Consider the following 21,088-nt stretch of genomic DNA (forward strand, 5'->3'; position numbering starts at 1 on the left):
ATCCGTCAGGGATCCAGCGGGAAGGCCTGCAATTGCAGGTCTTTTTCGTTGGCGCGGAGGAAACGCGCCGGGCCTTGGTACCAGTCGCCCAGCACGATGCGCTCGCGGCCCGCGCCATGGTCGTGTACGGCAGGTCGATGCGTGTGGCCGTGGATGATGCGGCGGATGCCGTAGCGCTCGAACGCGCCATCGACGGCGGCCGGGGTGACATCGGTGACAGTTTCGGCGGTGCCGGCCTGCTGCAGTTCGCCGTAACGCGCCTTGCTGGCCTCGCGCGCCTGCTGCGCGAAGGTCAGGCGTGCGGCCAGCGGCTGCGACAGGAACTGCGCGCGCCACTGCGGGTTGCGGGTCATCGCGCGGAACTGCTGGTAGCCGGCATCGCTGGTGCAGTACAGGTCGCCGTGGCCGATCAGCGTCGGCGTGCCATCGATCACGATCATCGCCGGGTCGGGCAGCAGGCGCATCCGGCAGCGCGCGGCGTAATCGTGGCCGAGCAGGAAATCGCGGTTGCCGTGGATGAAGGCGATCTGGGTGCCTTTGGCGGCCAGAGTTGCGAGTGCTTCCGCCGTGCGCGCGCCGGTGTCTGACGGGTCGTCATCGCCCACCCAGGCCTCGAACAGGTCGCCGAGGATGTAAAGCGCGTCCGCGCCGCGGGCTTCATCGCGCAGGAAGCGGATGAAGGCATCGGTGGTTTCGGGGCGCGCATCTTCCAGATGCAGGTCGGCGATGAAGAGCGTGGTCATGCCGATATTCTAGGGCCGCGCGGGGATGCGCCGGCCGCTGCACTAAAATGGCGGTTTTCCACGAACGCGCCCGTCATGACCGTCCGCACCCGTTTCGCCCCCAGTCCCACCGGTTACCTGCACATCGGCGGCGCGCGCACCGCGCTGTACTGCTGGCTGGCGGCGCGTCGCGCGGGCGGGCAGTTCGTGCTGCGCATCGAGGACACCGACCGCGAGCGCAGCACCCAGGCCGCCATCGACGCCATCCTCGAAGCGATGGACTGGCTTGGCCTGGGCTATGACGAAGGCCCGATCTACCAGACCCATCGCCTCGACCGCTACCGCGAAGTCGCCGAGCAGCTGGTGGCGGAGGGCAAGGCCTACTACGCCTACGAGAGCCGCGAGGAACTCGATGCGATGCGCGAGGCGGCGATGGCGGCCGGCGACAAGCCGCGCTATCGCGGCAAGTACCGCGACGAGAACGCCGGCTGGCGCGACGACCCGAACCGCGTGATCCGCTTCCGCAACCCGGACGAAGGCAGCGTGGTGTTCGACGATCTGGTCAAGGGCCGCATCGAGTGGCAGAACGGCGAGCTGGACGACCTGGTGATCTTCCGCCCGGACGGTTACGCCACCTACAACTTTGCGGTGGTGGTGGATGACATCGACATGGCCATTTCGCATGTCGTACGCGGCGACGACCACGTCAACAACACGCCACGCCAGATCAACCTGTACCACGCGCTCGGCAAGCAGCCGCCGCTGTTCGCGCACCTGCCGATGATCCTCGACGAGCAGGGCGCAAAGCTCAGCAAGCGCACCGGCGCGGCGGACGTCATGCAGTACCGCGATGCCGGCTACCTGCCGCACGCGCTGCTCAACTACCTGGTGCGGCTGGGCTGGTCGCATGGTGACCAGGAGATCTTCTCGATCGCCGAGATGACCGCGCTGTTCGACCTGAAGGACGTCAACGCCAAGGCGTCGCGGTTGGATTCGGCCAAGCTCGGCTGGCTCAACCAGCAGTACCTGAAGAACGACGCGCCGGAGGATGTGGCGAAGCACCTGGTGTGGCATCTCGAACAGGCCGGCTATGACCTCGCGCGTGGCCCCGCCGCCGCCGACATCGTCATCGCCCTGCGTGACCGCGTGCAGACGTTGAAGGAGATGGCGGAGAAGTCGGCGGTCTGGTTCACCGCGCTCGATGCCTATGACGATGCCGCCGTGGCCAAACATCTCACCGAGGCCGCGCGTGCGCCGCTGGCCGATGCCCGCGAACGGCTGGCCGCGTTGCCGGCGTGGAATGCCGAGGCCATCGGCGAGGCGCTGAAGGCGACGGTCGAGGCACTCGGCATCGGCATGGGCAAGCTGGCGCAGCCGATGCGCGTCGCGATCACCGGCACCCAGGTCAGTCCGGACATCTCGCATACCGTCTATCTGGCCGGTCGCGACGAAGCGCTGGCGCGTATCGATGCCGCGCTGGCGAAAATCCCCGCGGCTTGAGCCGGCCGCATCGCGCCCCCATCATCAGGACATGAGCGGCAGCGCCCACCACTGCACCGACCCGGACCACCACGTCGATGACGCGGCGGCCTTCGTCGCGGCGGTCGAGCGGGCCTGTGGCGAGCGCGGCCTGCGCCTCACGCCGATCCGCGCCCACGTGCTGCAGCTGATCGCCGACGCCGGCCAGCCGATCAAGGCCTACGACCTGCTCGACCGCGTCCGCAGCGGCGATGGCCCCGGCGCCGCCGCGCCGCCCACGGTCTATCGCGCGCTCGACTTCCTCATGGCCAACGGCTTCGTGCACAAGCTGGAGTCGGTCAACGCCTTCGTCGCCTGCCACCACCCCAACGCCGCGCAGCACTCGGTGCCCTTCCTCATCTGCAACCGCTGCCATGCGGCGGTGGAATTGGAGGATGAAGGCGTCGTCGCCGCGCTCGACGCCCGCGCGCGTGAACTTGGTTTCCTGCCGCAGGCGCAGACGCTGGAAGTCCACGGCCTCTGCGCGCGTTGCGCCGGCTGATTCCTTCGCAAAAAGAAGGGCCGCATGGGCGGCCCGAAGTGGGGGAGGAAGGCGCGGTCGCAATGCCGCGCTGTCGTTGTCAGAAGTAGTAGCGCACGCCGCCTACAAAGCCGCGCCCGGCCTGCGGCGCGACATCCTTCAGGAACGAGGTATGCGGGCGCGCTTCCGCGTCCAGCAGGTTGTGGCCGTCCATGAAGACTTCCCAGCCGTTGCCGGCGGCCGTGTCGCCATGCCAGGCGAAGTGCGCATCGACCAGCGTGTAGCCCGGCGTGGCGCTTTCGCCGAGGGCGGTGCGGCCCTGTTTCATGGTGCGGATGGCGCCGACTGAAGCGCGCCAGGCATCCGCTTCCCAACGCAGTTCGCCACCGACGCGATCAGGCGCGATACGCGGCAGATGGCCGCTTTGTGCCAGTTCACCGACGCGGCGATGCGTGTGGTCGCCATGCATGATGCGCAGGTCGGCGGCACGCATGCCGTCGCCGGTCAGACGTCCGCGCACGGCATCGCCGAACAGCCGCACGTCGAGGTGGCCGGCATCGCTGTCGAAAGCCGTGAACGTGCCTTCCAGTTCCAGTCCGTGGAAGCGCGCATCGGACTGCGTCCAGGCCTGCACCGGCGTGCCGCCATCGGTCACGGCGACGAAGCCGCCGCTTGTGTCGCGCTTCAACAGCGGCGCGAGATAGAGGTAGTCGTTGTAGCGCACGGCGTAGGCGGTCGCGCCGAGTTTCAGACGCCCCGCCTGCCAGCCCGCGCCCAGTTCGACACGGTTCGCGGTCTCGGGCCGCAGCCGGTCATCGCCGACTTCGATGTTGCCGGTGGCGACGTGGTGGCCGTTGGAATACAGCTCCTCCGCGCCCGGCGCCCGCTGTGCGCGGTCGATGCCGAGCCGCAGATGCAACGCGTCATCGACATCCCAGCGCAACGCGCCGGACAGGTGGTTGGTGGAGAAATCGCGTTCGGGCACGCGCGTCGGCAACAGCGGTTGCGGGGTGCTGTCGATGCGGTTGCGGTCGTGGCGCGCGCCGAGTTCAAGCTTCACCGCGCCGAAATCGCGCTGGCCCAACCAGAACATGCCGACGTCGCGGCCCTGCGTCGGCGGCACGAAGGCCTCGTCGCCGACCGCGTTGAAATCGCGCGTCGATGCCTGCAGTCCGAACGCGCCGTTCCAGCCGGCCAGCGGGCGATGCACCAGCTCCAGCCGGCCTTCGGTGCTGCGGTTGTCGAACACCGTGCCAACCGCCGCGCCTTCGAATTCGGTGTGCGTGTAATTGGTGCGCGCCAGCTTGAAACGCAGGGTCTGGAAGAGGCCGACATCGTCCAGCCCGCCATGCAGTTCGTGCCGCCTCTGCGACAGGCCGATGTGGACGCCGGCTTCCTCTCCATCATGCGCATCGGGGGTGGGCGTGCCGTGACCGTGATCGTGGCCTTCGTGCGAATGGCCGGGCACCCCATATCGGGTTTCGAACAGGCTGCTGCTGATACCGAGATGGCCGCGTTCGCCGACCCACGTCATCCCCAGCGCGCCACTGCGCGTGCTCACCGCGCTGTTGGGCAAGGTGCCGCGGGTGGCCGGGTCGGGCGTTTCGCCTTCGGCGGCGAGATGCGCGGCGCTTTCGGCATCACCGGGGATGCGGATGTCGCCGCTGTCGCGCATCAGGCCGTCGGCGTGGAAGACCAGGCCGCTGCCGGTGGCGTGGGTGCTGCCGTCGATGCGGAACATGCCTGTGCGCTCGCGGTCCACGCTGCCGGCACGCAGCTCGACGCGGCCACTGAAGGGATCGGCGCTGAGCGCATCCGGCGTGCGGCCGTCGATCACGTTCACCGCGCCGCCGATCGCGCCGCTGCCGTAGAGCAGGGTGGCCGGGCCCTTCATCACCTCGATCTGGTTGGCGAGGAAGGGCTCGACGCTGACCGCGTGGTCGGCGCTGAGCGTGGAGACATCGCCGCTGCCCATGCCGCCGCTGGTGACCTGCACGCGCGCGCCCTCCAGCCCGCGGATGATCGGCCGGCCCACGCCGGGCCCGAACGACGAACTCTGGATGCCCGGCGTGCGTTCCAGCGTCCGACCGAGCGTGGTGCTCTTCTCCTCGTCCAGTTTTTCGCCGGCCAGCACGTTGACCGGGCGGACCAGTTCATCGGCGGTCTGGTGCAGCGGCGAGGCCTTCACCACCACGCGGTCGAGTTGATGGGCGTCCTGGCGGTGCGGGTCGGCGGGCCGGGCGTCCTGCGCCAGCGCCTGGGCAGCGGGAAGGGCCAGGGCGAGCGTCAGCGCAAGGCTCAAGGGGTGGCGGGCAGGACGTGCAACGTGAAGGCGTGGGGGCATGTTTGGAGTAAAGTGAGCGTTCGGGATTTCTTTACGTTATATTATTTCAATTCGATGCGCGATAGGCCCAAAGTCATGCCCACCCCGGCTCCCCGCCTGCAGCACGCCGACCGCGTGGGTTTCGCGGCCTCGATGCTGTGCGCGATCCACTGCGCCGCGATGCCGCTGGTGCTGGCTTTCCTGCCGACGCTGGGGCTGGGGGCGGGCGGCTGGATCGACATCGACCAGGCCATCGTGGTCTTCGCCACCTTGCTGGCCGCCACCACGCTGACATTGGGCTGGCGCCGTCATCGCGCCTACCACGCCTGGGGCCTGTTGCTGCCGGCGCTGGGCCTGCTCTGGTTCGCCACCTTCGGGCCGTTCCACTCCCATGCCGGGGACACGCACGCCTGGTTGCATGCCGGGCTGATGGTGGCCGGTGGCCTGCTGCTGGCGGCGGCCCACCTGACCAACATGCGGCTCACCCACCGCGCCGGGCCGGAACGCGCTTGAGTCTGCTAGACTGGACGTTTCCCCGTATGCCGTGGTTTCCCGCGGCCACAGACCGATCAGGAGCATCACCATGGGCAAGGGCGACCGCAAGACCGCCAAGGGCAAGCGTTACAACTGCAGCTACGGCAATGCCCGTGCCAAGGCCGTGATCAAGTCGGCCGGCACCGCTGCCGCGCCGGTGGCGAAGAAGGCCACCAAGACCGCGACCAAGAAGGTGGTGGCGAAGAAGGCCGCCAAGGCCGCCTGACCCGCAGCCAGCGACACCGCCTCAGCAGAAACCCCGCCTTCCGGCGGGGTTTTTCGTTTGGGTCAGGGTTTCGCGCCGGCTTCGACGGCGGTCCAGACGCGCAGCAGGTTGGCGCCCATGACTTTGCGGATGTCGGCATCGGACAGGCCCGCTTCCTGCAGGGCGGCGATCAGGTTGGGATAGTCGGCGACGGTGCGCAGGCCATCGGGCAGGGCGCCGCCGACGCCATCGAAATCCGAGCCGATGCCGACGTGGTCGGCGCCGATCAGCTTCACCGCGTAGACGATCTGCGCGACGACCGCATCGATGCCGGTCGGCGGCACCGCGTGTGCGGCGTCCCAGGCCTTGCTCCAGGCGGCTTCGTCCTGCGTAGGTTGGCCGGCCGCGCGGGCGGCGGCGTTGCGGGCCTGCAATGCAGCGGATTCGCGGAATTTTTCCTGCATGTCGGCGGCGGCTTTCGGGTTGACGAAGCCGGTGCCGAAGGTGATCTGCACCACGCCATCCTTCGCCGCGATGGCCTTCGCCACTTCATCGCTGGCGTTGCGCTCGAAGCCGGGCGTGAAGTGGCGCATGCCGGAATGCGTGGCGACGACCGGCACGCGGCTGAGGCGGATCGCTTCCAGCGCCGAGGCATCCGACAGGTGCGAGACATCGACCATGATGCCGAGGCGGTTCATCTCGGCCACCACCTCGCGGCCGAACGGCGACAGCCCGTTCCACTTGCGCTCGACGCCGTAGGAGGAGTCGGCGATGCGGTTGGCGGCGCTGTGCGCGAGGGTGATGTAGCGCACGCCACGCGCATGGAAAAACGCGAGGCGCTTGAGGTCGTCGCCGATCGGCGCGCCGTTCTCCATGCCCATCGGCAGCAGGACGCGGCCGGGCTTGGACAGACGCTTGATGTCGCGCGGCGATGTCAGCACCGCGAACTTTTCGGGCGCACGTGCGGCCAGCGCCATCACCGCATCGATCTGCTGGTTGGCGATGTGGAAGGCGCTGCCGTCGGCGTCCTGCTTGGGTGAGGTGTAGACCGACATGAAGGCGATATCCAGACCGCCGGCCCGTGCCTTCGGCCAGTCGAACTCGCGGTCGGTATCGGTGGCGAGGTCGCGCCAGGCATCCATCAATTCGCCGGGGGCGTCGATATGGGTATCGACGATCACGGCGCTCTGCGCCAGTTTGCGCGAAGCGTCGGTGGCCTGTGCCTGCGCGATACCGACACACAGGAAAAGAGCGGCAGCGAGGCTCAATCGGCGCATGGCGGTTCCCGGTGGATGCAGTGGCCGCCAGCATAGACCGAACGCGCGAGCCGCCCGCCCAGCCAGTAGCAGAGTGCGGCCGGTCGCGGCACCGACCAGTGAACGAAGTCGGCGCGCATGCCCGCGCGCAGCACGCCGCGATCCGCATGCAGTCCGAGCGCACGCGCGCCATGCGTGGTGGCGCCGCGCAGGGCTTCTTCCGGCGTGAGTTTGAAATGCGTGCAGGCCAGTTGCATGGCTTGTCGCAGCGAGAGCAGCGGCGAGGTGCCGGGATTGCAGTCGGTGGCGACGGCCATCGGCACGCCGGCTTCGCGCAGGGCATCGAGTGGCGGAAACTTGGTTTCGCGCAACACGTGGAAGGCGCCGGGCAACAGCACCGCGACGGTGCCGGCATCGCGCATCGCGATCACGCCGCGCGCGTTGGTGTATTCGATGTGGTCGGCCGACAGTCCGCCGAATTCCGCCGCGAGTGCGGCGCCATTGAGATCGCTCAACTGGTCGGCGTGCAGCTTGACCGGCAGGCCGAGCGCACGTGCCGCTTCGAACACGAGACGCGTCTGCGCGGGCGAAAAGCCGATGCCTTCGCAGAACGCGTCAACCGCATCGACCAATCCTTCCGCGTGCAACTTCGGCAGCCATTGGATGACGGCATCGATGTAGTCATCGGCGCGGCCTGCGTATTCCGGCGGCAATGCGTGTGCCGCGAGGTAGGTCGTGCGAACGGTGACGCCGCAGTGTTCGCCGATGCGTCGCGCGACCCGCAGCATCTTGCGTTCGTTGTCGAGGTCCAGCCCGTAGCCGGATTTGATCTCCAGCGTGGTCACGCCATCGGCGATCAGCGCTTGCACGCGCGGCAATGATTCGGCGAACAGCGCGTCTTCGCTGGCGGCGCGCACCGCCTTGACGCTGGAGGCGATGCCGCCACCGGCGCGTGCGATCTCTTCGTAGGTCGCGCCTTCCAGCCGCATCTCGAATTCATGCGCGCGGTCGCCGGCGAACACCACGTGCGTGTGGCAATCGACCAGCCCGGGCGTCACCAGGCCATCGATCTCGATGCCGCCGCCCGCGAATTCCGCCGGCAATCCCGTGCGCGGGCCGGCGTAGGTGATCACGCCTTCGCGCCAGGCGAGGGCGGCGTCTTCGACCAGCGCGTAGCCGGTGTCGCCATCGAGGGTCGCCAGGGTGGCGCCGAGGATCAGTCCGCTGCGTTCATCCGTCATGCCCGCATTCTATGGCTTTGCGCCAGAATGGCGGCATGCACGCAATCCCACATACCGACGCGGGCTGGCAGCTTCCCGGCATCGCCAACCTGCATTCGCATGCCTTCCAGCGCGCGATGGCCGGCATGGCCGAACGCCAGGGCGACCCCAATGATTCGTTCTGGACCTGGCGCGAAACCATGTACGCGATGGCCGCGCGCTTCACGCCCGAGCTGCTGCGCGATGTCGCCGCGCAGCTCTACGTGGAGATGCTGGAAGCCGGCTACACCACGGTGTGCGAATTCCACTACCTGCATCACCGCGCCGATGGCACGCCGCATCCCGATGCCGCGGCGATGTCGAATGCGTTGATCGAAGCCGCGCGCGACACAGGCATCCGATTGACCTTGCTGCCGGTGCTGTACATGACCGGCGGTTTCGACGGCCGTGCGCTGTCCGAGCGCCAGCGCCGCTTCGGGCACGACATCGATGGCTATCTGCGCCTGCTCGACACCTTGCGTGCATCGGCGAGCGACACGCTGCAGATCGGCTGCGCGCTGCACAGCCTGCGCGCGGTGCCGGCGGCGGCGATGCGCGAGGTGCTGGCCGCGTTGCCGGCCGACAGCCGCATCCACATCCACATCGCCGAACAGGTGGCGGAGGTGGAGGAATGCATCGCGCTGCGCGGCGCGCGCCCGGTGCGCTGGCTGCTGGACCACGCGAATGTCGATGCGCACTGGACGCTGGTGCACGCGACGCATCTGGACGCAGGCGAGGTGCGCGATGTCGCCGCATCACAAGCGACGGTCGCCATCTGCACCACGACCGAGGCGAATCTCGGCGACGGACTGTTCCCGCTGCGCGACTACCTGGATGCCGGCGGTCGCTGGGGCATCGGTTCGGATTCGCACATCAGCGTGTCGCCGGTGGAAGAACTGCGCTGGCTGGAATACGGGCAACGGCTGGTCACGCAGCGTCGCAACATCGCCAGTTCGATCACGATGCCGAGCGTCGGCGACACCTTGTTGCAAGGTGCATGGACGAGCGCGGCGGATTCGACCGGTTTCGATGTGCGCGACGAGGTCGTGCTGGACGCGGAGGCCGCGACCCTGACCGGCGCGACCGAAGCCGACATCGCCGACCGTTGGCTGTTCGCCGGCAACCGCAACGTGGTGCGCGAGGTGACGGTGGCCGGGCAGCGCGTGGTGGCCGATGGTCGCCACAGGCGGCGCGATGAAACCCTGCGCGCTTACCTCAGCGCCATCAATACGCTGCTGGCGCGCTGAAAAACCTCACAGCAGCTCGGCGGGCAGCGCACCTTCCAGCCGCAGCAGGAATTCCTTGGTGGGCAGGCCGCCACCGAAACCGGTGAGCGTGCCGTTGGCACCGATCACGCGATGGCAGGGTACGATGATCGGAATCGGGTTGCGGCCATTCGCCGCACCGACCGCGCGCATCGCCGACGGATTGTCGATGGCCTGTGCCAGCCGCGCGTAGCTCCACGTCTGGCCGAACGGAATGGAACGGAGCGCCTGCCACACCTGCAACTGGAACGGGGTGCCGCGCGGCGCGAGCGGCAGATCGAAATCGCGGCGTTTGCCTGCGAAATAGTCGTCGAGCTGGCGCATGGCGGCATCGAGCAGCGCGTGCACGCCTTCCCGCCAGTCGCCGTCGCGCTTCACGGGGTGACGGTTCTCGGGGAATTCGACGGCGTGGATGCCTGTATCTGTGGCGGCGAGCATCAACGTGCCGACCGGGCTGTCGTAGTGGGTGTGCACGATGTTCATGGCGAAGATTCCTTGTTCGATGACGAAGCGGCGTGCCAGAGATGGCGGGCGGCGTAGGCGCGCCATGGCCGCCAGGCTTCCGCGCGTTGCAGCAGCGTTTTCTCGGTGAGGGCGCAGTCACCACCGGCCTGTTTGCGCAGCACCAGGTCGCCGGCGGGGAAGGCATCGGGATGCCCGAGCGCGCGCATCGCGATGTAGTGCGCGGTCCAGTCACCGATGCCGGGCAGGGCGCGCCAGCCGGCGATGAAATCTTCCAGCGGTTGGTCGCCGTGGAAACCGATGTGGCTCTCCGCTACGGCACGCGACACCGCGCGCACGGTCTCGGCGCGGCGCGTGGTCAAGCCGATGCCGGCGAGGTCGGCTTCGGCCAACATCTCGGGCGCGGGAAACAGGCTATGCAGCGCGGCGCTGGCGGGCGCGGCCAACGGGCGGCCATGTTTTGCCACCACGCGCGCAGCGAGTGTCGTGGCCGCGGCCACGCTGACCTGCTGGCCCAGCACCGCGCGGATGGCGATCTCGAAACCGTCCCAGCCGCCGGGCAGTCGCAGGCCGGGGTGGCCCGTGAGCATCGGCGCGAGCGATGGGTCCGCGCGCAGGTGGTCGTGGATCGCCTGCGGATCGGCATCGAGGTCGAACATCCGCCGCACGCGTCGCACGATGCCGGGCAACGCCGCGGCACGTGCGCCGTGCAGCGAGAGTCGCAACGCGGCTTCATCCTTCCCCCATTCGGCGAGATGCAAACAGCCGCCGGAAGCATCCAGCGTGCGTGCGTAGTCGGCATCGCCCACGTGTTCGATGCCGGGCAAGGCGCGCGTGCGCAGGAAGTCGAGTGTCGCGCGGAAATCGAACGGCGGCCGGTATGCGAGCTTCAAGACCAGCGGGCCGGGCGTGCCCGCGTTGTCCACCGATTTGCGCAGGCGCGTCGGTGCCAGACCATACGCGGCGAGGAAGGCGTCGCTGAAGCGGCGCAGGCTGCGGAAGCCGGCGGCCAGCGCGATATCGGTCACGGGCAGCGCGGTTTCAGTCAGCAACTGCTTGGTGAACAGCAGCCGACGCGTGGCCTGCACCTGCTGCGGCGTGGTGCCGAGGGCATCGACGAACAGACGACGCAGGTGGCGGTCGCCGACATGCAGGCGTTCGGCCAACGTGGGCACGGTCGCTTCATCCAGCCAGCCGTCTTCGATCAGCCGCGAGGCGCGCGCGACCACGTCATCGCCGCGACGCCAGCGGCCATCGGCGGGCGAAAGCTCGGGCCGGCAACGCAGGCAGGGCCGGTAGCCTGCGGCTTCGGCGCTTGCGGCGTTGGCGAAATATTCGACATTTGCGGATTTCGGCGCCGGTGCCGGGCAGACCGGGCGGCAGTAGATGCCGGTGGTTTTCACCGCGGTGAAGAACAGGCCGTCGAAGCGTGCATCACGCGAGAGGCGCGCCTGTTCGCAGTTGGCGAGTCCGGGAAGCACGGTCAGGCGCGGGAGCCGTGGACGGAGCCGGCATCGTCATGCCCCGCGAACAGTGGCGCGAAGTCATGGGCGGGCGGGGCGTGGAGGCGACACATGGCGGGTGTCCGATGCGGGATGCGGCCAGTCTGGCCATCGCAGCGCCAGCATACTCGCCATTTTCGGACATCACTGCGCGGCGCGGTTTCAGTGGTCCATCACGCCGTCGAAGGTGCGGGCATTGCCATCGTTTGGTGCGGCGGGCACGTGCAGAAGCCGCATCAACAAGGGATAGACATCCACGTTGTCGAACACCGGCAACCGGCTGCCGGCGCGGAACGCCGGGCCATGCGCGATGAAGCTGGCGCGCATCGCCGGCAGCGCGGGGTCGAAGCCGTGCGAGCCGCGGTCGCCCTGCGTGCGGCGCTTCTCCACCTGGTCGCGCGGCAAGGCATCCCAGCCGATATCCATCTGGCAGACGATCGGCGGCACGCGCGGGTTGGCGCCGTAATGCCAGCGGGCGGGCAGTTCGCCCCTGCGCCAGCACTGGTAATGGTCATGGCGGCCGAGCAGCCGCGCTTCGGCGCGGGTTTCGAAGCCGGGCTTCGGGGTGAAGGTCACCACCTGGCCGATCGAATCGGCGCGGGCTTCCTCGACCGGGACCATGTCCTCGACCGCGATGGCGTGGCCGGCCGGCACCTCGGCGAAACCGTGGTCGGAGACGATGACGATGTTGATGCGGTGCAGTTCGCCGCGTGCCTTGAGCGCATCGACCAGCCGGCCGAGGGCGGCGTCGGTGTCGCGGCGGGCGGCGTCGGCTTCGGGCGAGGCCGGGCCGTGTTCGTGCGAGGCCTTGTCCACGCGGTCGAAATACACGGTGGCGAAGTCGGGCCGGGTCGATGCCGGTTCCAGCAGCCAGCCGGCGACGGTGTCGGCGCGGGCGGCGGCGGGCACGGCTTCATCATACGGCGTCCAGCGCTGCGGGCGGATGCCGTCGATTTCCGCCTCGCTGCCCGGCCAGAACAGCGTGGCGGTGCGCAGACCGGCTTTTCCGGCGCCGATCCACACCGGTTCGCCGCCCCACCAGCGGCCATCGCCAACCGCGTCGCGCTTGGACAAGCGGAACTCGCCCAGCTCGCGGTCCCACATGCTGTTGTGGGTGATGCCGTGGCGGTCCGGGCGCAGGCCGGTGACCAGGGTGTAGTGGTTGGGGAAGGTGAGCGACGGATAGGGCGGACGCATGCCCTCCGCGCGCGCGCCCTCGCGGCCGAGGCGCGACAGCGTGGGCATGGCCGCATCGGTGATGTCGGTCGGGCGCAGACCGTCGATGGAGACCAGCAGCAGCGGCACGCGTGCGGGCGCCGGCACGGGCGTACTGGCGCAGCCGGCCAGCAGAATCGACAGGACGAGGGCGGTAAGGAGGAGGCTTCGGCGGGTCATGGCCGCATTGTAGTCAGGGCGGATGACGCGACGGCCGGGCCGGAATCGCGGATGAACCTCCGTGCCGCGTGGCTGGCCGCAGCGCTGCCGGCGGCGTAGTGTGGAACGCCCGACCGGGAGACCCGCGATGAAACTTCTGCTGATGGCTTCGGCCCTGTTCTTCGCCTCCGCGACGTACGCGCAGGAAGCGCCGACCGACCCGGCGCCGGTGCCCGGTCAGGCCGCCACATCGACCGACAAGGCAGGCACGCAGCCGGACGATTTCCGTTGCCTGCGCCATACCGGTTCGATCATCACCGCCAGCCGCAACCAGCGCGATGAAACCCATGCGCGCGGCAAGCCGGTCAAGCCGCGTTGCGCGCCGGTCGCCGGCCGCAGCTGGAGCCGCGAGGACATCGAACGCACCGGCGTGACCGACCTCGGCACCGCGCTGCGGATGCTGGACCCGGCCGTCCACTGACAGCTTCGCGCCGTCCCGCACCACACGCGGGCGCAGGGCGGTCCGATCCAAGCTGCGATAATGCGGGCTTGCCAAACGCGAGCCCGCACCGATGTCGCAGAACAACCGCCACGATCCTTCCCGCAGCATCCGCGCCCCGCGCGGCAACCAGCTCAACTGCCGCAGCTGGCTGACCGAAGCCCCGTTCCGCATGCTGCAGAACAATCTGGATGCGGAAGTGGCGGAGAAGCCCGAGGACCTGGTGGTGTACGGCGGCATCGGCCGTGCGGCGCGTGACTGGGACTGCTACGACAAAATCCTCGACACGCTCAAGATCCTCGGCGACGACGAGACCCTGCTGGTCCAGTCGGGCAAGCCGGTCGGCGTGTTCCCAACGCATGCGGACGCGCCGCGCGTGCTCATCGCCAATTCCAACCTGGTGCCGCATTGGGCGACCTGGGAGCACTTCAACGAACTCGACCGCAAGGGTCTGATGATGTACGGCCAGATGACCGCCGGCAGTTGGATCTACATCGGCTCGCAGGGCATCGTGCAGGGCACCTACGAGACCTTCGTGGAGATGGGGCGCCAGCATTACGGCGGTGACCTCACCGGCAAGTGGCTGCTGACCGCCGGCCTGGGCGGAATGGGCGGCGCGCAGCCGCTGGCGGCGTCGCTGGCGGGCATGAGCAGCCTCAACATCGAATGCCGGCAGTCCAGCATCGACTTCCGCCTGCGCACGAAATATGTCGATGAGCAGGCGTCCGACCTCGACGACGCGCTGGCCCGCATCGCCAAGTACACCGCCGCTGGCGAGGCCAAGTCGATCGCGCTGCTCGGCAACGCCGCCGACATCCTGCCCGAACTGGTGAAGCGCGGCGTACGCCCGGATTGCGTGACCGACCAGACTTCCGCGCACGATCCGGTGCACGGCTATCTGCCCATCGGCTGGACCGTCGAGCAATGGGAAGCCGAACAGAAGGCCGACCCCGACAAGGTCCGCGACGCCGCCAAACAGTCGATGCGCACCCATGTGGAGGCGATGCTGGCCTTCCACGCGCAGGGCATCCCGACCGTCGACTACGGCAACAACATCCGCCAGATGGCGTTTGATGTCGGCTGCGCGAACGCCTTCGATTTCCCCGGATTCGTGCCGGCCTACGTGCGCCCGCTGTTCTGCCGTGGCATCGGCCCATTCCGCTGGGTGGCGCTGTCGGGCGACCCGGAAGACATCTACAAGACCGATGCCAAGGTCAAGGAACTGATCCCGGACGACGCCCACCTGCACCGCTGGCTGGACATGGCCCGTGAGCGCATCAGCTTCCAGGGCCTGCCGGCGCGCATCTGCTGGGTCGGGCTGGGCCTGCGCCACAAACTGGGCCTGGCTTTCAACGAAATGGTCCGCAACGGCGAGCTGAAGGCGCCGGTGGTGATCGGCCGCGACCATCTGGATTCCGGCAGCGTGGCCTCGCCCAACCGCGAGACCGAGTCGATGCAGGACGGGTCGGATGCGGTCTCCGACTGGCCGCTGCTCAACGCCATGCTCAACGTGGCCGGCGGCGCGACCTGGGTCAGCCTGCACCACGGCGGCGGGGTGGGCATGGGCTTCTCCCAGCACTCCGGCGTGGTCATCGTCTGCGATGGCAGCGAGGACGCCGACCCCCGCATCGCCCGGGTGCTCTGGAACGACCCGGCGACCGGGGTGATGCGCCATGCCGATGCCGGATATGACATCGCCCGCGAATGTGCCCGCGAACAGGGGTTAAGATTGCCCATGGCGTGATCCCCCGCACGCTTTCGTGCCGTACCGTGATCGTGGTCACGGGCGGAAGGGTGCTACCTCTCAGGGGATGACGTGGCGATTCGCGGCGCCAACAAGGATCGGGTCCTGACCCTGCAGATCGCCGCGCTGGTCGCGGCCGGGCTGCTGCTGGTCGGGCTGATGCTCGGCGCGCTGATGCTGCAGACCAATGTGCAGGCCTGGCTGCTGGCGAATCACCGCTGGGTGCATGCGCAGACCACCATGATCGACGCGCTGGAGATCTACGCGGTCAACCGTGACCCGCATTTCATGGACCGCGCGCGGGAGTCGATGCAGGTGCCCATGGCCGCGCGCAACGCCCGCATCGCCGCCGAGCGCGACCCGGTGGACATGAAGACGGTACGCGCCGGCCTGCTCGAAATGGGGATGAACGAAGCCGACATCGACGGCATGGCCTGGCTCTACTTCAACATGGGCCGCTGGCCGTATCTGCGCGACTCCATCGCCATCTGGTTGAAGGTGGACCCCGACATCGACCGGCTGGCCGCCATCGGCACCGCGATGGAAGCCGACAACAAGGCCGGCCGGCTCACGCCCGTGCGTGCCGCCGCCTACCGCAAGGAGATCGCGCATATCCGCACGCGCATCGACGGCTATACGTGGGATTTCTCCAACATGCTGGTGAGCGGCCTGCGCACGCTGCGGGTGGTGCTGATCGCCTCCACCGTGCTGCTGCTCGGGGCGCTGACCCTGCTGTTCGGGGTGATCCTGAGCAAGGTGGTCGGGCGCATCCGCAGCAGCGAGGGCTGGCTGCGCGCGTCCTTCGAGCAGGCCAACGTCGGCATGCTCCAGCTCGACGCCAAGGGCGCCATCCAGCACGCCAACTCCGCGGCCAGCCGCCTGCTCGGGCTGGGCGTGGACGAATGCCGGCAGCGGCGCCTGCAGGATTTCATCGTCGATGGCGAGCAGGCGCGTTTCATGGACCAGCTGGAGCGCGGGGTGTCGGTCGGCGGTGGCGTGGAAGGCGACACCTACATGCTGGAATCCGCCAGCGGCCGCCACCAGATCGTGCGGGCGAGCATCAGCGAGGTCGATGCCGATCACGCCTTGGGGCGCCACGGCACCCACTTCGCGATGATCGAGGATGTCACCGAGGCCCATGCCATGCGCGCCGAGCTGTCGCAGCGCGCGCGTTTCGACCACCTGACCGGCCTGCTCAACCGCGGCGAACTCAAGCTGCGCATCGATGCCGCATTGCGCGACCTGCGCGAAGGCCGCATCGCCGACCTGTCGGTCTGCCTGATCGACCTGGACCGCTTCGGCCACATCAACCACAGCGCCGGCCAGCGGGTCGGCGATCGCATCCTGCAGGTCATCGCGCACCGGCTGCACGAAGCGGTGGGCGATGCCGGCGAAGTGGGGCGGCTCGGTGGCGACCAGTTCGTGCTGGTGCTGCCGGGCATGGAGTCCGGGCAGGCGATGGAGTTCGCGGCGCGCATCGCCGAAGCCATTTCGCGCCCCGACAAGGAACTCTCCGACAGCACGATGACGCCGACCGCGTCGATCGGTGTCGTCGCAGTGGACCGCCGCCATGCCAATGCCAGCGAAGTGCTGGCCGCCGCCGACACCGTCTGCGAGCGTGCCAAGCAGGCCGGGCGCAACCGCGTGCGCCTGCTCACCCGCGACGACGTGGCCGAAAGCGGCGGTCGCAGTGCGGCGGAATGCGTGCGCGAGATCCGCGCGGCGATCGCCCACGGCCGGCTGGAGATGCACGCGCAACGCATCGTGCCCTGCCACCCGGGTGGCCGCAGCGAGCAGGCCGAACTGCTGCTGCGCATGCGCGACAGCGAGGGCGTGGAGTTCATGCCGGCGGACTTCATGCCGGTCGCCGAGATGTACGGCCTGAACGTCGACATCGACCGCCAGGTGCTGCTGCTCGCCACCGAGGCCATCCGCGCGCACCGCAAGGCCGGCGGGCCGCCGCTGCTGCTGTTCGTCAACATCTCCGCCAGTTCGGTGGGCGAACCGGAGTTCGGTCTGTTCGTGCGCCACCTGCTGGACGGCGAGCCCGGCCTGGCCCAGATGCTCTGCCTGGAAATCACCGAAACCGGGGTGATGGCCAACCTGGCGCAGGCGACCGCCTTCATGGACATGGTCCGCCAGCGCGGCTGCCGGATGGCGCTGGACGACTTCGGGACCGGGCATTCCTCGCTGGCGCACCTGCGCGTGCTGCCGGTGGACATCGTCAAGCTGGATGGCAGCTTCGTCCGCGACATCGACCGCGACGCCACCAGCGAAGTGCTGATCCGTTCCATCTGCCAGATGAGCCATGTGCTCGGCAAACGCACCGTGCTGGAGTGGGTGGAGCGCCGCGAAGACGCGCCGCGCATGTGCGCGCTCGGTGCCGATTACATGCAGGGGTTCGGGCTGCACCTGCCGGAACCCCTGGCCGACTATCTCGCCAGCGTCCAATCGTCCAAGGGGGCGTCGTTCGCGGGCGCGCGTTAAACTTTCAGGACCTCTTCCCCCGGAGTGTGCATGTCCCCTGACCGCCGCCTTGCCGGCTTGTTGCTCGCGTCCGTGCTGGGCTGTGTTCCCTTTGTCGTACACGCCCAGGCGCCGGCCGCGATGCCTGCCGGGCAAGCCGCCACGCCCGACATCGCCGCCTTCGATGCGCGGGTGGAAGCCGTGCGCAGGCAGTTCGACGTACCGGGCATCGCGGTGGCCATCGTCAAGGACGGGCGCATCGTGCTGGAACGCGGCTACGGGCTGCGCGAGGTCGGCAAGCCGGACAAGGTCGATGCGCACACCATGTTCGCCATCGCCAGCAACACCAAGGCGTTCACCGCCGCGGCGCTGCAGATGCTGGCCGAGGACGGCAAGCTGGACATGAACGATCGCGTCATCGACCACCTGCCGTGGTTCCGCATGTCCGATCCCTACGTCACCCACGACATGCGCATCCGCGACCTGCTGGCGCACCGCAGCGGGCTCTCGCTCGGCGCCGGCGACCTGCTGTACTGGCCCACCACCGACTACAGTACGCGCGAAGTGGCCGAGCGCCTGAAGGACGTGCCGCTGACCGGCCAGTTCCGCGGGCAGTACGCCTACGACAACATCCTGTTCGGCGTGGCCCAGCTGGTGGTCGAAGAGGCGAGCGGCATGCCCTTCAAACAGTTCCTGCAGACGCGGGTGTTCACCCCGCTCGGCATGGACGAAACGCGCTACAACGCCGATGACCTGAAGCCCGGCGACAACGCCGCGACCGGCCATGCCAAGTTCGACTTCAAGGACCTCAAGCCGGTCGGCACGCTTACCTGGCGCAACGTGTCCGGCGCCGGCGGGCTCTACAGCAGCGCGCACGACATGGCGAAGTGGATGAACCTGCAGCTGGCGCACGGCCGCATTCCCGGCAGCGACCGCGTGCTGTTTCCGGAAAAGCGCCAGCGCGAGATGTGGACGGTGCTGACGCCGATGCCGATCGCCGAGCCCTCGGTGCCGGAGCTGGCGCGCGCCACGCCCAATTTCCTCGGCTACGGGCAGGGCTGGATCCTTTCCGACTATCGCGGCCAGCGGCTGGCCTGGCATACCGGCGGCTGGCCGGGCATGGTTTCGCGCCTGACCCTGGTGCCGGACAAGGGCATCGGCGTCGTGGTGTTGACCAACCAGGAAGTCGGCGCCGCCTTCAACGCCGTCACCTGGTCGGCGCTGGACATGATGCTGGGCGAGGCGGACTACGACTGGGTCGACGCCTATGCCAAGTCCGTCGCCAAGGCCGGTGCCAAATCCGACGACAGCTGGAAGCAGCACCTGGCCGCCCGCGATGCGACATCGACCCCTTCGCTGCCGCTGGCCAAATACGCCGGCACCTATCGCGACCCGTGGTACGGCGACGTGCGGGTGACGCAGTCGGGCAAGGGGTTGGCGATGCAGTTTTCGCGCACCCGCGAGCTGGCCGGCCGCATGGAGCACTGGCAGCACGACAGCTTCATCGTGCGCTGGAACGACCGCGCGATGAATGCCGATGCCTTCGTCACCTTCGCGCTCGACGCCGACGGCCAGATCAGCGAAATGCGGATGCAGGCGATCTCGCCGCTCACCGATTTCAGCTTCGATTTCCAGGACCTGCGGCTCAAGCCGGTCAAGCCCGCCGCTAGCGCGCAGGCGGGGCACTGAGGCCGGCATGGAACTGCTCGAACATCCCCTCAACGTCGCCGACCTGCGGATCGGCATGTACGTCTGCCGGCTCGACCGCGACTGGAACGACACGCCGTTCCCGCTGCAGGGCGTGATGGTGCGCTCCGCCGACGACATCGAGGAAATCGCCCGTTACGCGCGCACCGTCTGGGTGGATCTGGAGAAGAGCCACGACGCGTCGATCAAGCAGCTGCGCACGCTGTCGCCGCGCCCGGCTTCCGCCACCACGGCCACGCGCCAGGCCAGCACGCGCATCGATGACGCGCCGAGCAGTTTCGAGGAAGAGGTCGTGCGTGCCGGCGACCTGCTCGACAGCCTGTCGGTGCGCGCCGAAACGCTGCTCAACAAGCTCCGCGACGGCGGTGCGGTCAGCCAGGTCGAGATCGACCAGGTGGTCGAGCCGATCGTGCGCAGCCTGGTGCGCAACCCCGATGCCTATTTCTGGCTGGAGTCCCTGCGCAGCCGCCACCACTACACCTACACCCACGCGGTGAACTGCTGCGCGCTGGCGGCGGCCTTCGGGCGCCATCTCGGCTTGGGCGAGGACGACGTCAAGTCGCTGGCGACCGGCGCCTTGCTGCTGGACATCGGCATGGGCGCGGTGCCGCCGGAAATCATCAACCACCAGGGCCCGCTGGACCGCATGGGCCGCGCCTTCGTGGAGCGCCACGTCACCGAGGGCGTCGAGCGCCTGAAGGAAAGCGGCGTGGACGACCCGCAGGTGCTGGAGATGGTGCTGAACCACCACGAGCACAGCGACGGCAGCGGCTATCCCGAAGGCAAGGCGGGGGATTTCATCCCGCTGATGGGCCGGATCGCCGGGCTCATCGACACCTTCGACGCGATGACCAGCCAGCGCCCGTACCGGCAGGCCTTCAGCCGCGCCGACGCGTTGCAGCAGCTGGTCAAGCAGCGCGATTCCCTGCGTGATGCCGACCTGGTCGAACAGTTCGTCCGCTGCCTGGGCGTGTATCCGGTCGGCACCCTGGTCGAACTCAATACCGGCGAAGTGGGGCTGGTGATGGCGCAGAACCGCGAACAGCGCCTGCGCCCGCGGGTGATGATGCTCACCAATGCCGGCAAGCAGCTGCGCGCGCACTTCATCCCGGTCAATCTGGTGGATGTGGAAGCGCACCCGGCGCTGGCCGAGGTGCACATCGTCCGCAGCCTGCCGCCGGGCAGCTACGGGCTGGACCCGGCCACCCTGCCGATCTGAGTTGGCTCAGGCCAGTTCTTCGGGGATGCCGATGCGCTGGCCGGCACGACGCGGGCGGCGCTCCGCATCCAGCAACGCCTCGATGCGCGAGAACACTTCGGCGCGCGAGAACGGCTTCTTCATGAAATCGTCGGCGCCGATGCGCTGCACGTAGAACTGCTCGGTGGCCTGCGCGTTGCCGCTCATCATGATCACCGGCACGTCGCGGGTGGCGGGCTGGCGGCGCAGGCCGCGCAGCACCTGGAAGCCGTCGCCATCGGGCAGGACGATATCGAGGAAGATCAGCTCCGGTTCGTTTTCCGCGACCCGTGCCAATGCGCTGGCGACATCCACCGCCTCGATCACCTCGTAGCCGTTCTGCCGCAGCATCTTGCGCAGCAGCGCGACGATGGTCGCCGAGTCATCCACCACCAGCACGCGGGTACCGGCACGCGCGTTGACGCGGGCCTTGCCGCGACGTTCGCCGCCGGCCCAGCTGCCATCCACCGACCCGCTTTCGGGCCGGGCCGGAGTGCGCCAACCGCGCAGCTTTTCGAACAACGACATGTGGGA

The 21,088-nt window shown here is 68.6% G+C and carries 18 protein-coding genes; 10 read left to right on the top strand and 8 right to left on the bottom strand.

The features are described from left to right. Nucleotides 1-5 precede the first annotated feature (5 nt). A complete protein-coding gene (locus tag DCD74_RS01830; RefSeq protein WP_112925815.1) occupies nt 6-743 on the bottom strand; it encodes a UDP-2,3-diacylglucosamine diphosphatase in 738 nt (245 codons plus the stop codon). 75 nt (nt 744-818) lie between these two features. On the opposite strand from DCD74_RS01830, the gene gltX reads away from it, so the two are divergent. Together gltX and DCD74_RS01840 are read left to right on the top strand one after the other, a co-directional pair. After that, a complete protein-coding gene (gene gltX, locus DCD74_RS01835) occupies nt 819-2,222 on the top strand; it encodes a glutamate--tRNA ligase (protein WP_112925816.1) in 1,404 nt (467 codons plus the stop codon). 31 nt (nt 2,223-2,253) lie between these two features. After that, nucleotides 2,254-2,742: a transcriptional repressor gene (locus tag DCD74_RS01840; RefSeq protein ID WP_112925817.1), complete on the top strand. Its 489-nt coding sequence runs from the start codon at nt 2,254-2,256 to the stop codon at nt 2,740-2,742. A gap of 79 nt (nt 2,743-2,821) precedes the next feature. On the opposite strand, the gene DCD74_RS01845 is transcribed toward DCD74_RS01840, so the two are convergent. After that, complete coding sequence (locus DCD74_RS01845; protein WP_112925818.1) at nt 2,822-5,065, bottom strand: TonB-dependent receptor; 2,244 nt, start codon at nt 5,063-5,065, stop codon at nt 2,822-2,824. Between the two features lie 75 nt (nt 5,066-5,140). On the opposite strand from DCD74_RS01845, the gene DCD74_RS01850 reads away from it, so the two are divergent. Together DCD74_RS01850 and DCD74_RS01855 are read left to right on the top strand one after the other, a co-directional pair. Next, nucleotides 5,141-5,557, top strand: a complete 417-nt coding sequence (locus DCD74_RS01850) for a MerC domain-containing protein (RefSeq protein WP_112925819.1) — start codon at nt 5,141-5,143, stop codon at nt 5,555-5,557. Nucleotides 5,558-5,627: 70 nt separating this feature from the next. Further along, complete coding sequence (locus DCD74_RS01855) at nt 5,628-5,804, top strand: 30S ribosomal protein THX (protein ID WP_112925820.1); 177 nt, start codon at nt 5,628-5,630, stop codon at nt 5,802-5,804. Nucleotides 5,805-5,866: 62 nt separating this feature from the next. Here the strand turns inward: DCD74_RS01855 and DCD74_RS01860 are convergent, their stop codons facing one another. Together DCD74_RS01860 and hutI are read right to left on the bottom strand one after the other, a co-directional pair. After that, on the bottom strand, nt 5,867-7,060 hold the full coding sequence (locus tag DCD74_RS01860) for a dipeptidase (RefSeq protein WP_112925821.1): 1,194 nt from the start codon (nt 7,058-7,060) through the stop codon (nt 5,867-5,869). Further along, a complete protein-coding gene (gene hutI / locus DCD74_RS01865; RefSeq protein ID WP_112925822.1) occupies nt 7,048-8,280 on the bottom strand; it encodes an imidazolonepropionase in 1,233 nt (410 codons plus the stop codon). The genes DCD74_RS01860 and hutI overlap by 13 nt, the downstream gene beginning before the upstream one ends. A gap of 35 nt (nt 8,281-8,315) precedes the next feature. Between hutI and DCD74_RS01870 the strand changes: the two genes are divergently transcribed. After that, nucleotides 8,316-9,545: a formimidoylglutamate deiminase gene (locus DCD74_RS01870; RefSeq protein WP_112927615.1), complete on the top strand. Its 1,230-nt coding sequence runs from the start codon at nt 8,316-8,318 to the stop codon at nt 9,543-9,545. Nucleotides 9,546-9,551: 6 nt separating this feature from the next. On the opposite strand, the gene DCD74_RS01875 is transcribed toward DCD74_RS01870, so the two are convergent. The 3 genes from DCD74_RS01875 to DCD74_RS01885 all read right to left on the bottom strand — a co-directional run bounded on the left by DCD74_RS01875 (nt 9,552) and on the right by DCD74_RS01885 (nt 12,922). Continuing rightward, nucleotides 9,552-10,040: a methylated-DNA--[protein]-cysteine S-methyltransferase gene (locus tag DCD74_RS01875; protein WP_162616026.1), complete on the bottom strand. Its 489-nt coding sequence runs from the start codon at nt 10,038-10,040 to the stop codon at nt 9,552-9,554. 2 nt (nt 10,041-10,042) lie between these two features. After that, nucleotides 10,043-11,506 carry a DNA-3-methyladenine glycosylase 2 gene (locus DCD74_RS01880; RefSeq protein WP_237049636.1) on the bottom strand — a complete coding sequence of 488 codons (1,464 nt, stop codon included), beginning with the start codon at nt 11,504-11,506 and terminating at the stop codon, nt 10,043-10,045. 183 nt (nt 11,507-11,689) lie between these two features. Beyond that, nucleotides 11,690-12,922, bottom strand: coding sequence for an alkaline phosphatase family protein (locus DCD74_RS01885; protein WP_112925825.1), 1,233 nt, complete (start codon nt 12,920-12,922; stop codon nt 11,690-11,692). A gap of 127 nt (nt 12,923-13,049) precedes the next feature. On the opposite strand from DCD74_RS01885, the gene DCD74_RS01890 reads away from it, so the two are divergent. The 5 genes from DCD74_RS01890 to DCD74_RS01910 all read left to right on the top strand — a co-directional run bounded on the left by DCD74_RS01890 (nt 13,050) and on the right by DCD74_RS01910 (nt 20,536). Continuing rightward, nucleotides 13,050-13,382, top strand: a complete 333-nt coding sequence (locus tag DCD74_RS01890; RefSeq protein WP_112925826.1) for a hypothetical protein — start codon at nt 13,050-13,052, stop codon at nt 13,380-13,382. A 91-nt stretch (nt 13,383-13,473) separates the two neighbouring features. Next, the gene (hutU, locus tag DCD74_RS01895) at nt 13,474-15,144 is read left to right on the top strand and encodes a urocanate hydratase (protein ID WP_112925827.1); all 1,671 of its coding nucleotides are present in this window, start codon (nt 13,474-13,476) and stop codon (nt 15,142-15,144) included. Nucleotides 15,145-15,216: 72 nt separating this feature from the next. Further along, on the top strand, nt 15,217-17,631 hold the full coding sequence (locus tag DCD74_RS01900; RefSeq protein WP_112925828.1) for a putative bifunctional diguanylate cyclase/phosphodiesterase: 2,415 nt from the start codon (nt 15,217-15,219) through the stop codon (nt 17,629-17,631). A 30-nt stretch (nt 17,632-17,661) separates the two neighbouring features. After that, complete coding sequence (locus DCD74_RS01905) at nt 17,662-19,299, top strand: serine hydrolase (RefSeq protein WP_174887952.1); 1,638 nt, start codon at nt 17,662-17,664, stop codon at nt 19,297-19,299. A gap of 7 nt (nt 19,300-19,306) precedes the next feature. Beyond that, complete coding sequence (locus tag DCD74_RS01910; protein ID WP_112925830.1) at nt 19,307-20,536, top strand: HD-GYP domain-containing protein; 1,230 nt, start codon at nt 19,307-19,309, stop codon at nt 20,534-20,536. Nucleotides 20,537-20,542: 6 nt separating this feature from the next. On the opposite strand, the gene DCD74_RS01915 is transcribed toward DCD74_RS01910, so the two are convergent. Next, nucleotides 20,543-21,082: a response regulator gene (locus DCD74_RS01915; protein ID WP_112925831.1), complete on the bottom strand. Its 540-nt coding sequence runs from the start codon at nt 21,080-21,082 to the stop codon at nt 20,543-20,545. Nucleotides 21,083-21,088 lie beyond the last annotated feature (6 nt).

It is taken from the genome of Lysobacter oculi (genome assembly GCF_003293695.1).
Lineage (GTDB): Bacteria > Pseudomonadota > Gammaproteobacteria > Xanthomonadales > Xanthomonadaceae > Solilutibacter > Solilutibacter oculi.

What these genes read in the sequence shown, in the direction of transcription:
- DCD74_RS01830 (WP_112925815.1), bottom strand. Translation starts at nt 743, where the DNA reads ATGACCACGCTCTTCATCGCCGACCTGCATCTGGAAGATGCGCGCCCC.
- gltX (WP_112925816.1), top strand. Translation starts at nt 819, where the DNA reads ATGACCGTCCGCACCCGTTTCGCCCCCAGTCCCACCGGTTACCTGCAC.
- DCD74_RS01840 (WP_112925817.1), top strand. Translation starts at nt 2,254, where the DNA reads ATGAGCGGCAGCGCCCACCACTGCACCGACCCGGACCACCACGTCGAT.
- DCD74_RS01845 (WP_112925818.1), bottom strand. Translation starts at nt 5,065, where the DNA reads ATGCCCCCACGCCTTCACGTTGCACGTCCTGCCCGCCACCCCTTGAGC.
- DCD74_RS01850 (WP_112925819.1), top strand. Translation starts at nt 5,141, where the DNA reads ATGCCCACCCCGGCTCCCCGCCTGCAGCACGCCGACCGCGTGGGTTTC.
- DCD74_RS01855 (WP_112925820.1), top strand. Translation starts at nt 5,628, where the DNA reads ATGGGCAAGGGCGACCGCAAGACCGCCAAGGGCAAGCGTTACAACTGC.
- DCD74_RS01860 (WP_112925821.1), bottom strand. Translation starts at nt 7,060, where the DNA reads ATGCGCCGATTGAGCCTCGCTGCCGCTCTTTTCCTGTGTGTCGGTATC.
- hutI (WP_112925822.1), bottom strand. Translation starts at nt 8,280, where the DNA reads ATGACGGATGAACGCAGCGGACTGATCCTCGGCGCCACCCTGGCGACC.
- DCD74_RS01870 (WP_112927615.1), top strand. Translation starts at nt 8,316, where the DNA reads ATGCACGCAATCCCACATACCGACGCGGGCTGGCAGCTTCCCGGCATC.
- DCD74_RS01885 (WP_112925825.1), bottom strand. Translation starts at nt 12,922, where the DNA reads ATGACCCGCCGAAGCCTCCTCCTTACCGCCCTCGTCCTGTCGATTCTG.
- DCD74_RS01890 (WP_112925826.1), top strand. Translation starts at nt 13,050, where the DNA reads ATGAAACTTCTGCTGATGGCTTCGGCCCTGTTCTTCGCCTCCGCGACG.
- hutU (WP_112925827.1), top strand. Translation starts at nt 13,474, where the DNA reads ATGTCGCAGAACAACCGCCACGATCCTTCCCGCAGCATCCGCGCCCCG.
- DCD74_RS01905 (WP_174887952.1), top strand. Translation starts at nt 17,662, where the DNA reads ATGTCCCCTGACCGCCGCCTTGCCGGCTTGTTGCTCGCGTCCGTGCTG.
- DCD74_RS01910 (WP_112925830.1), top strand. Translation starts at nt 19,307, where the DNA reads ATGGAACTGCTCGAACATCCCCTCAACGTCGCCGACCTGCGGATCGGC.
- DCD74_RS01915 (WP_112925831.1), bottom strand. Translation starts at nt 21,082, where the DNA reads ATGTCGTTGTTCGAAAAGCTGCGCGGTTGGCGCACTCCGGCCCGGCCC.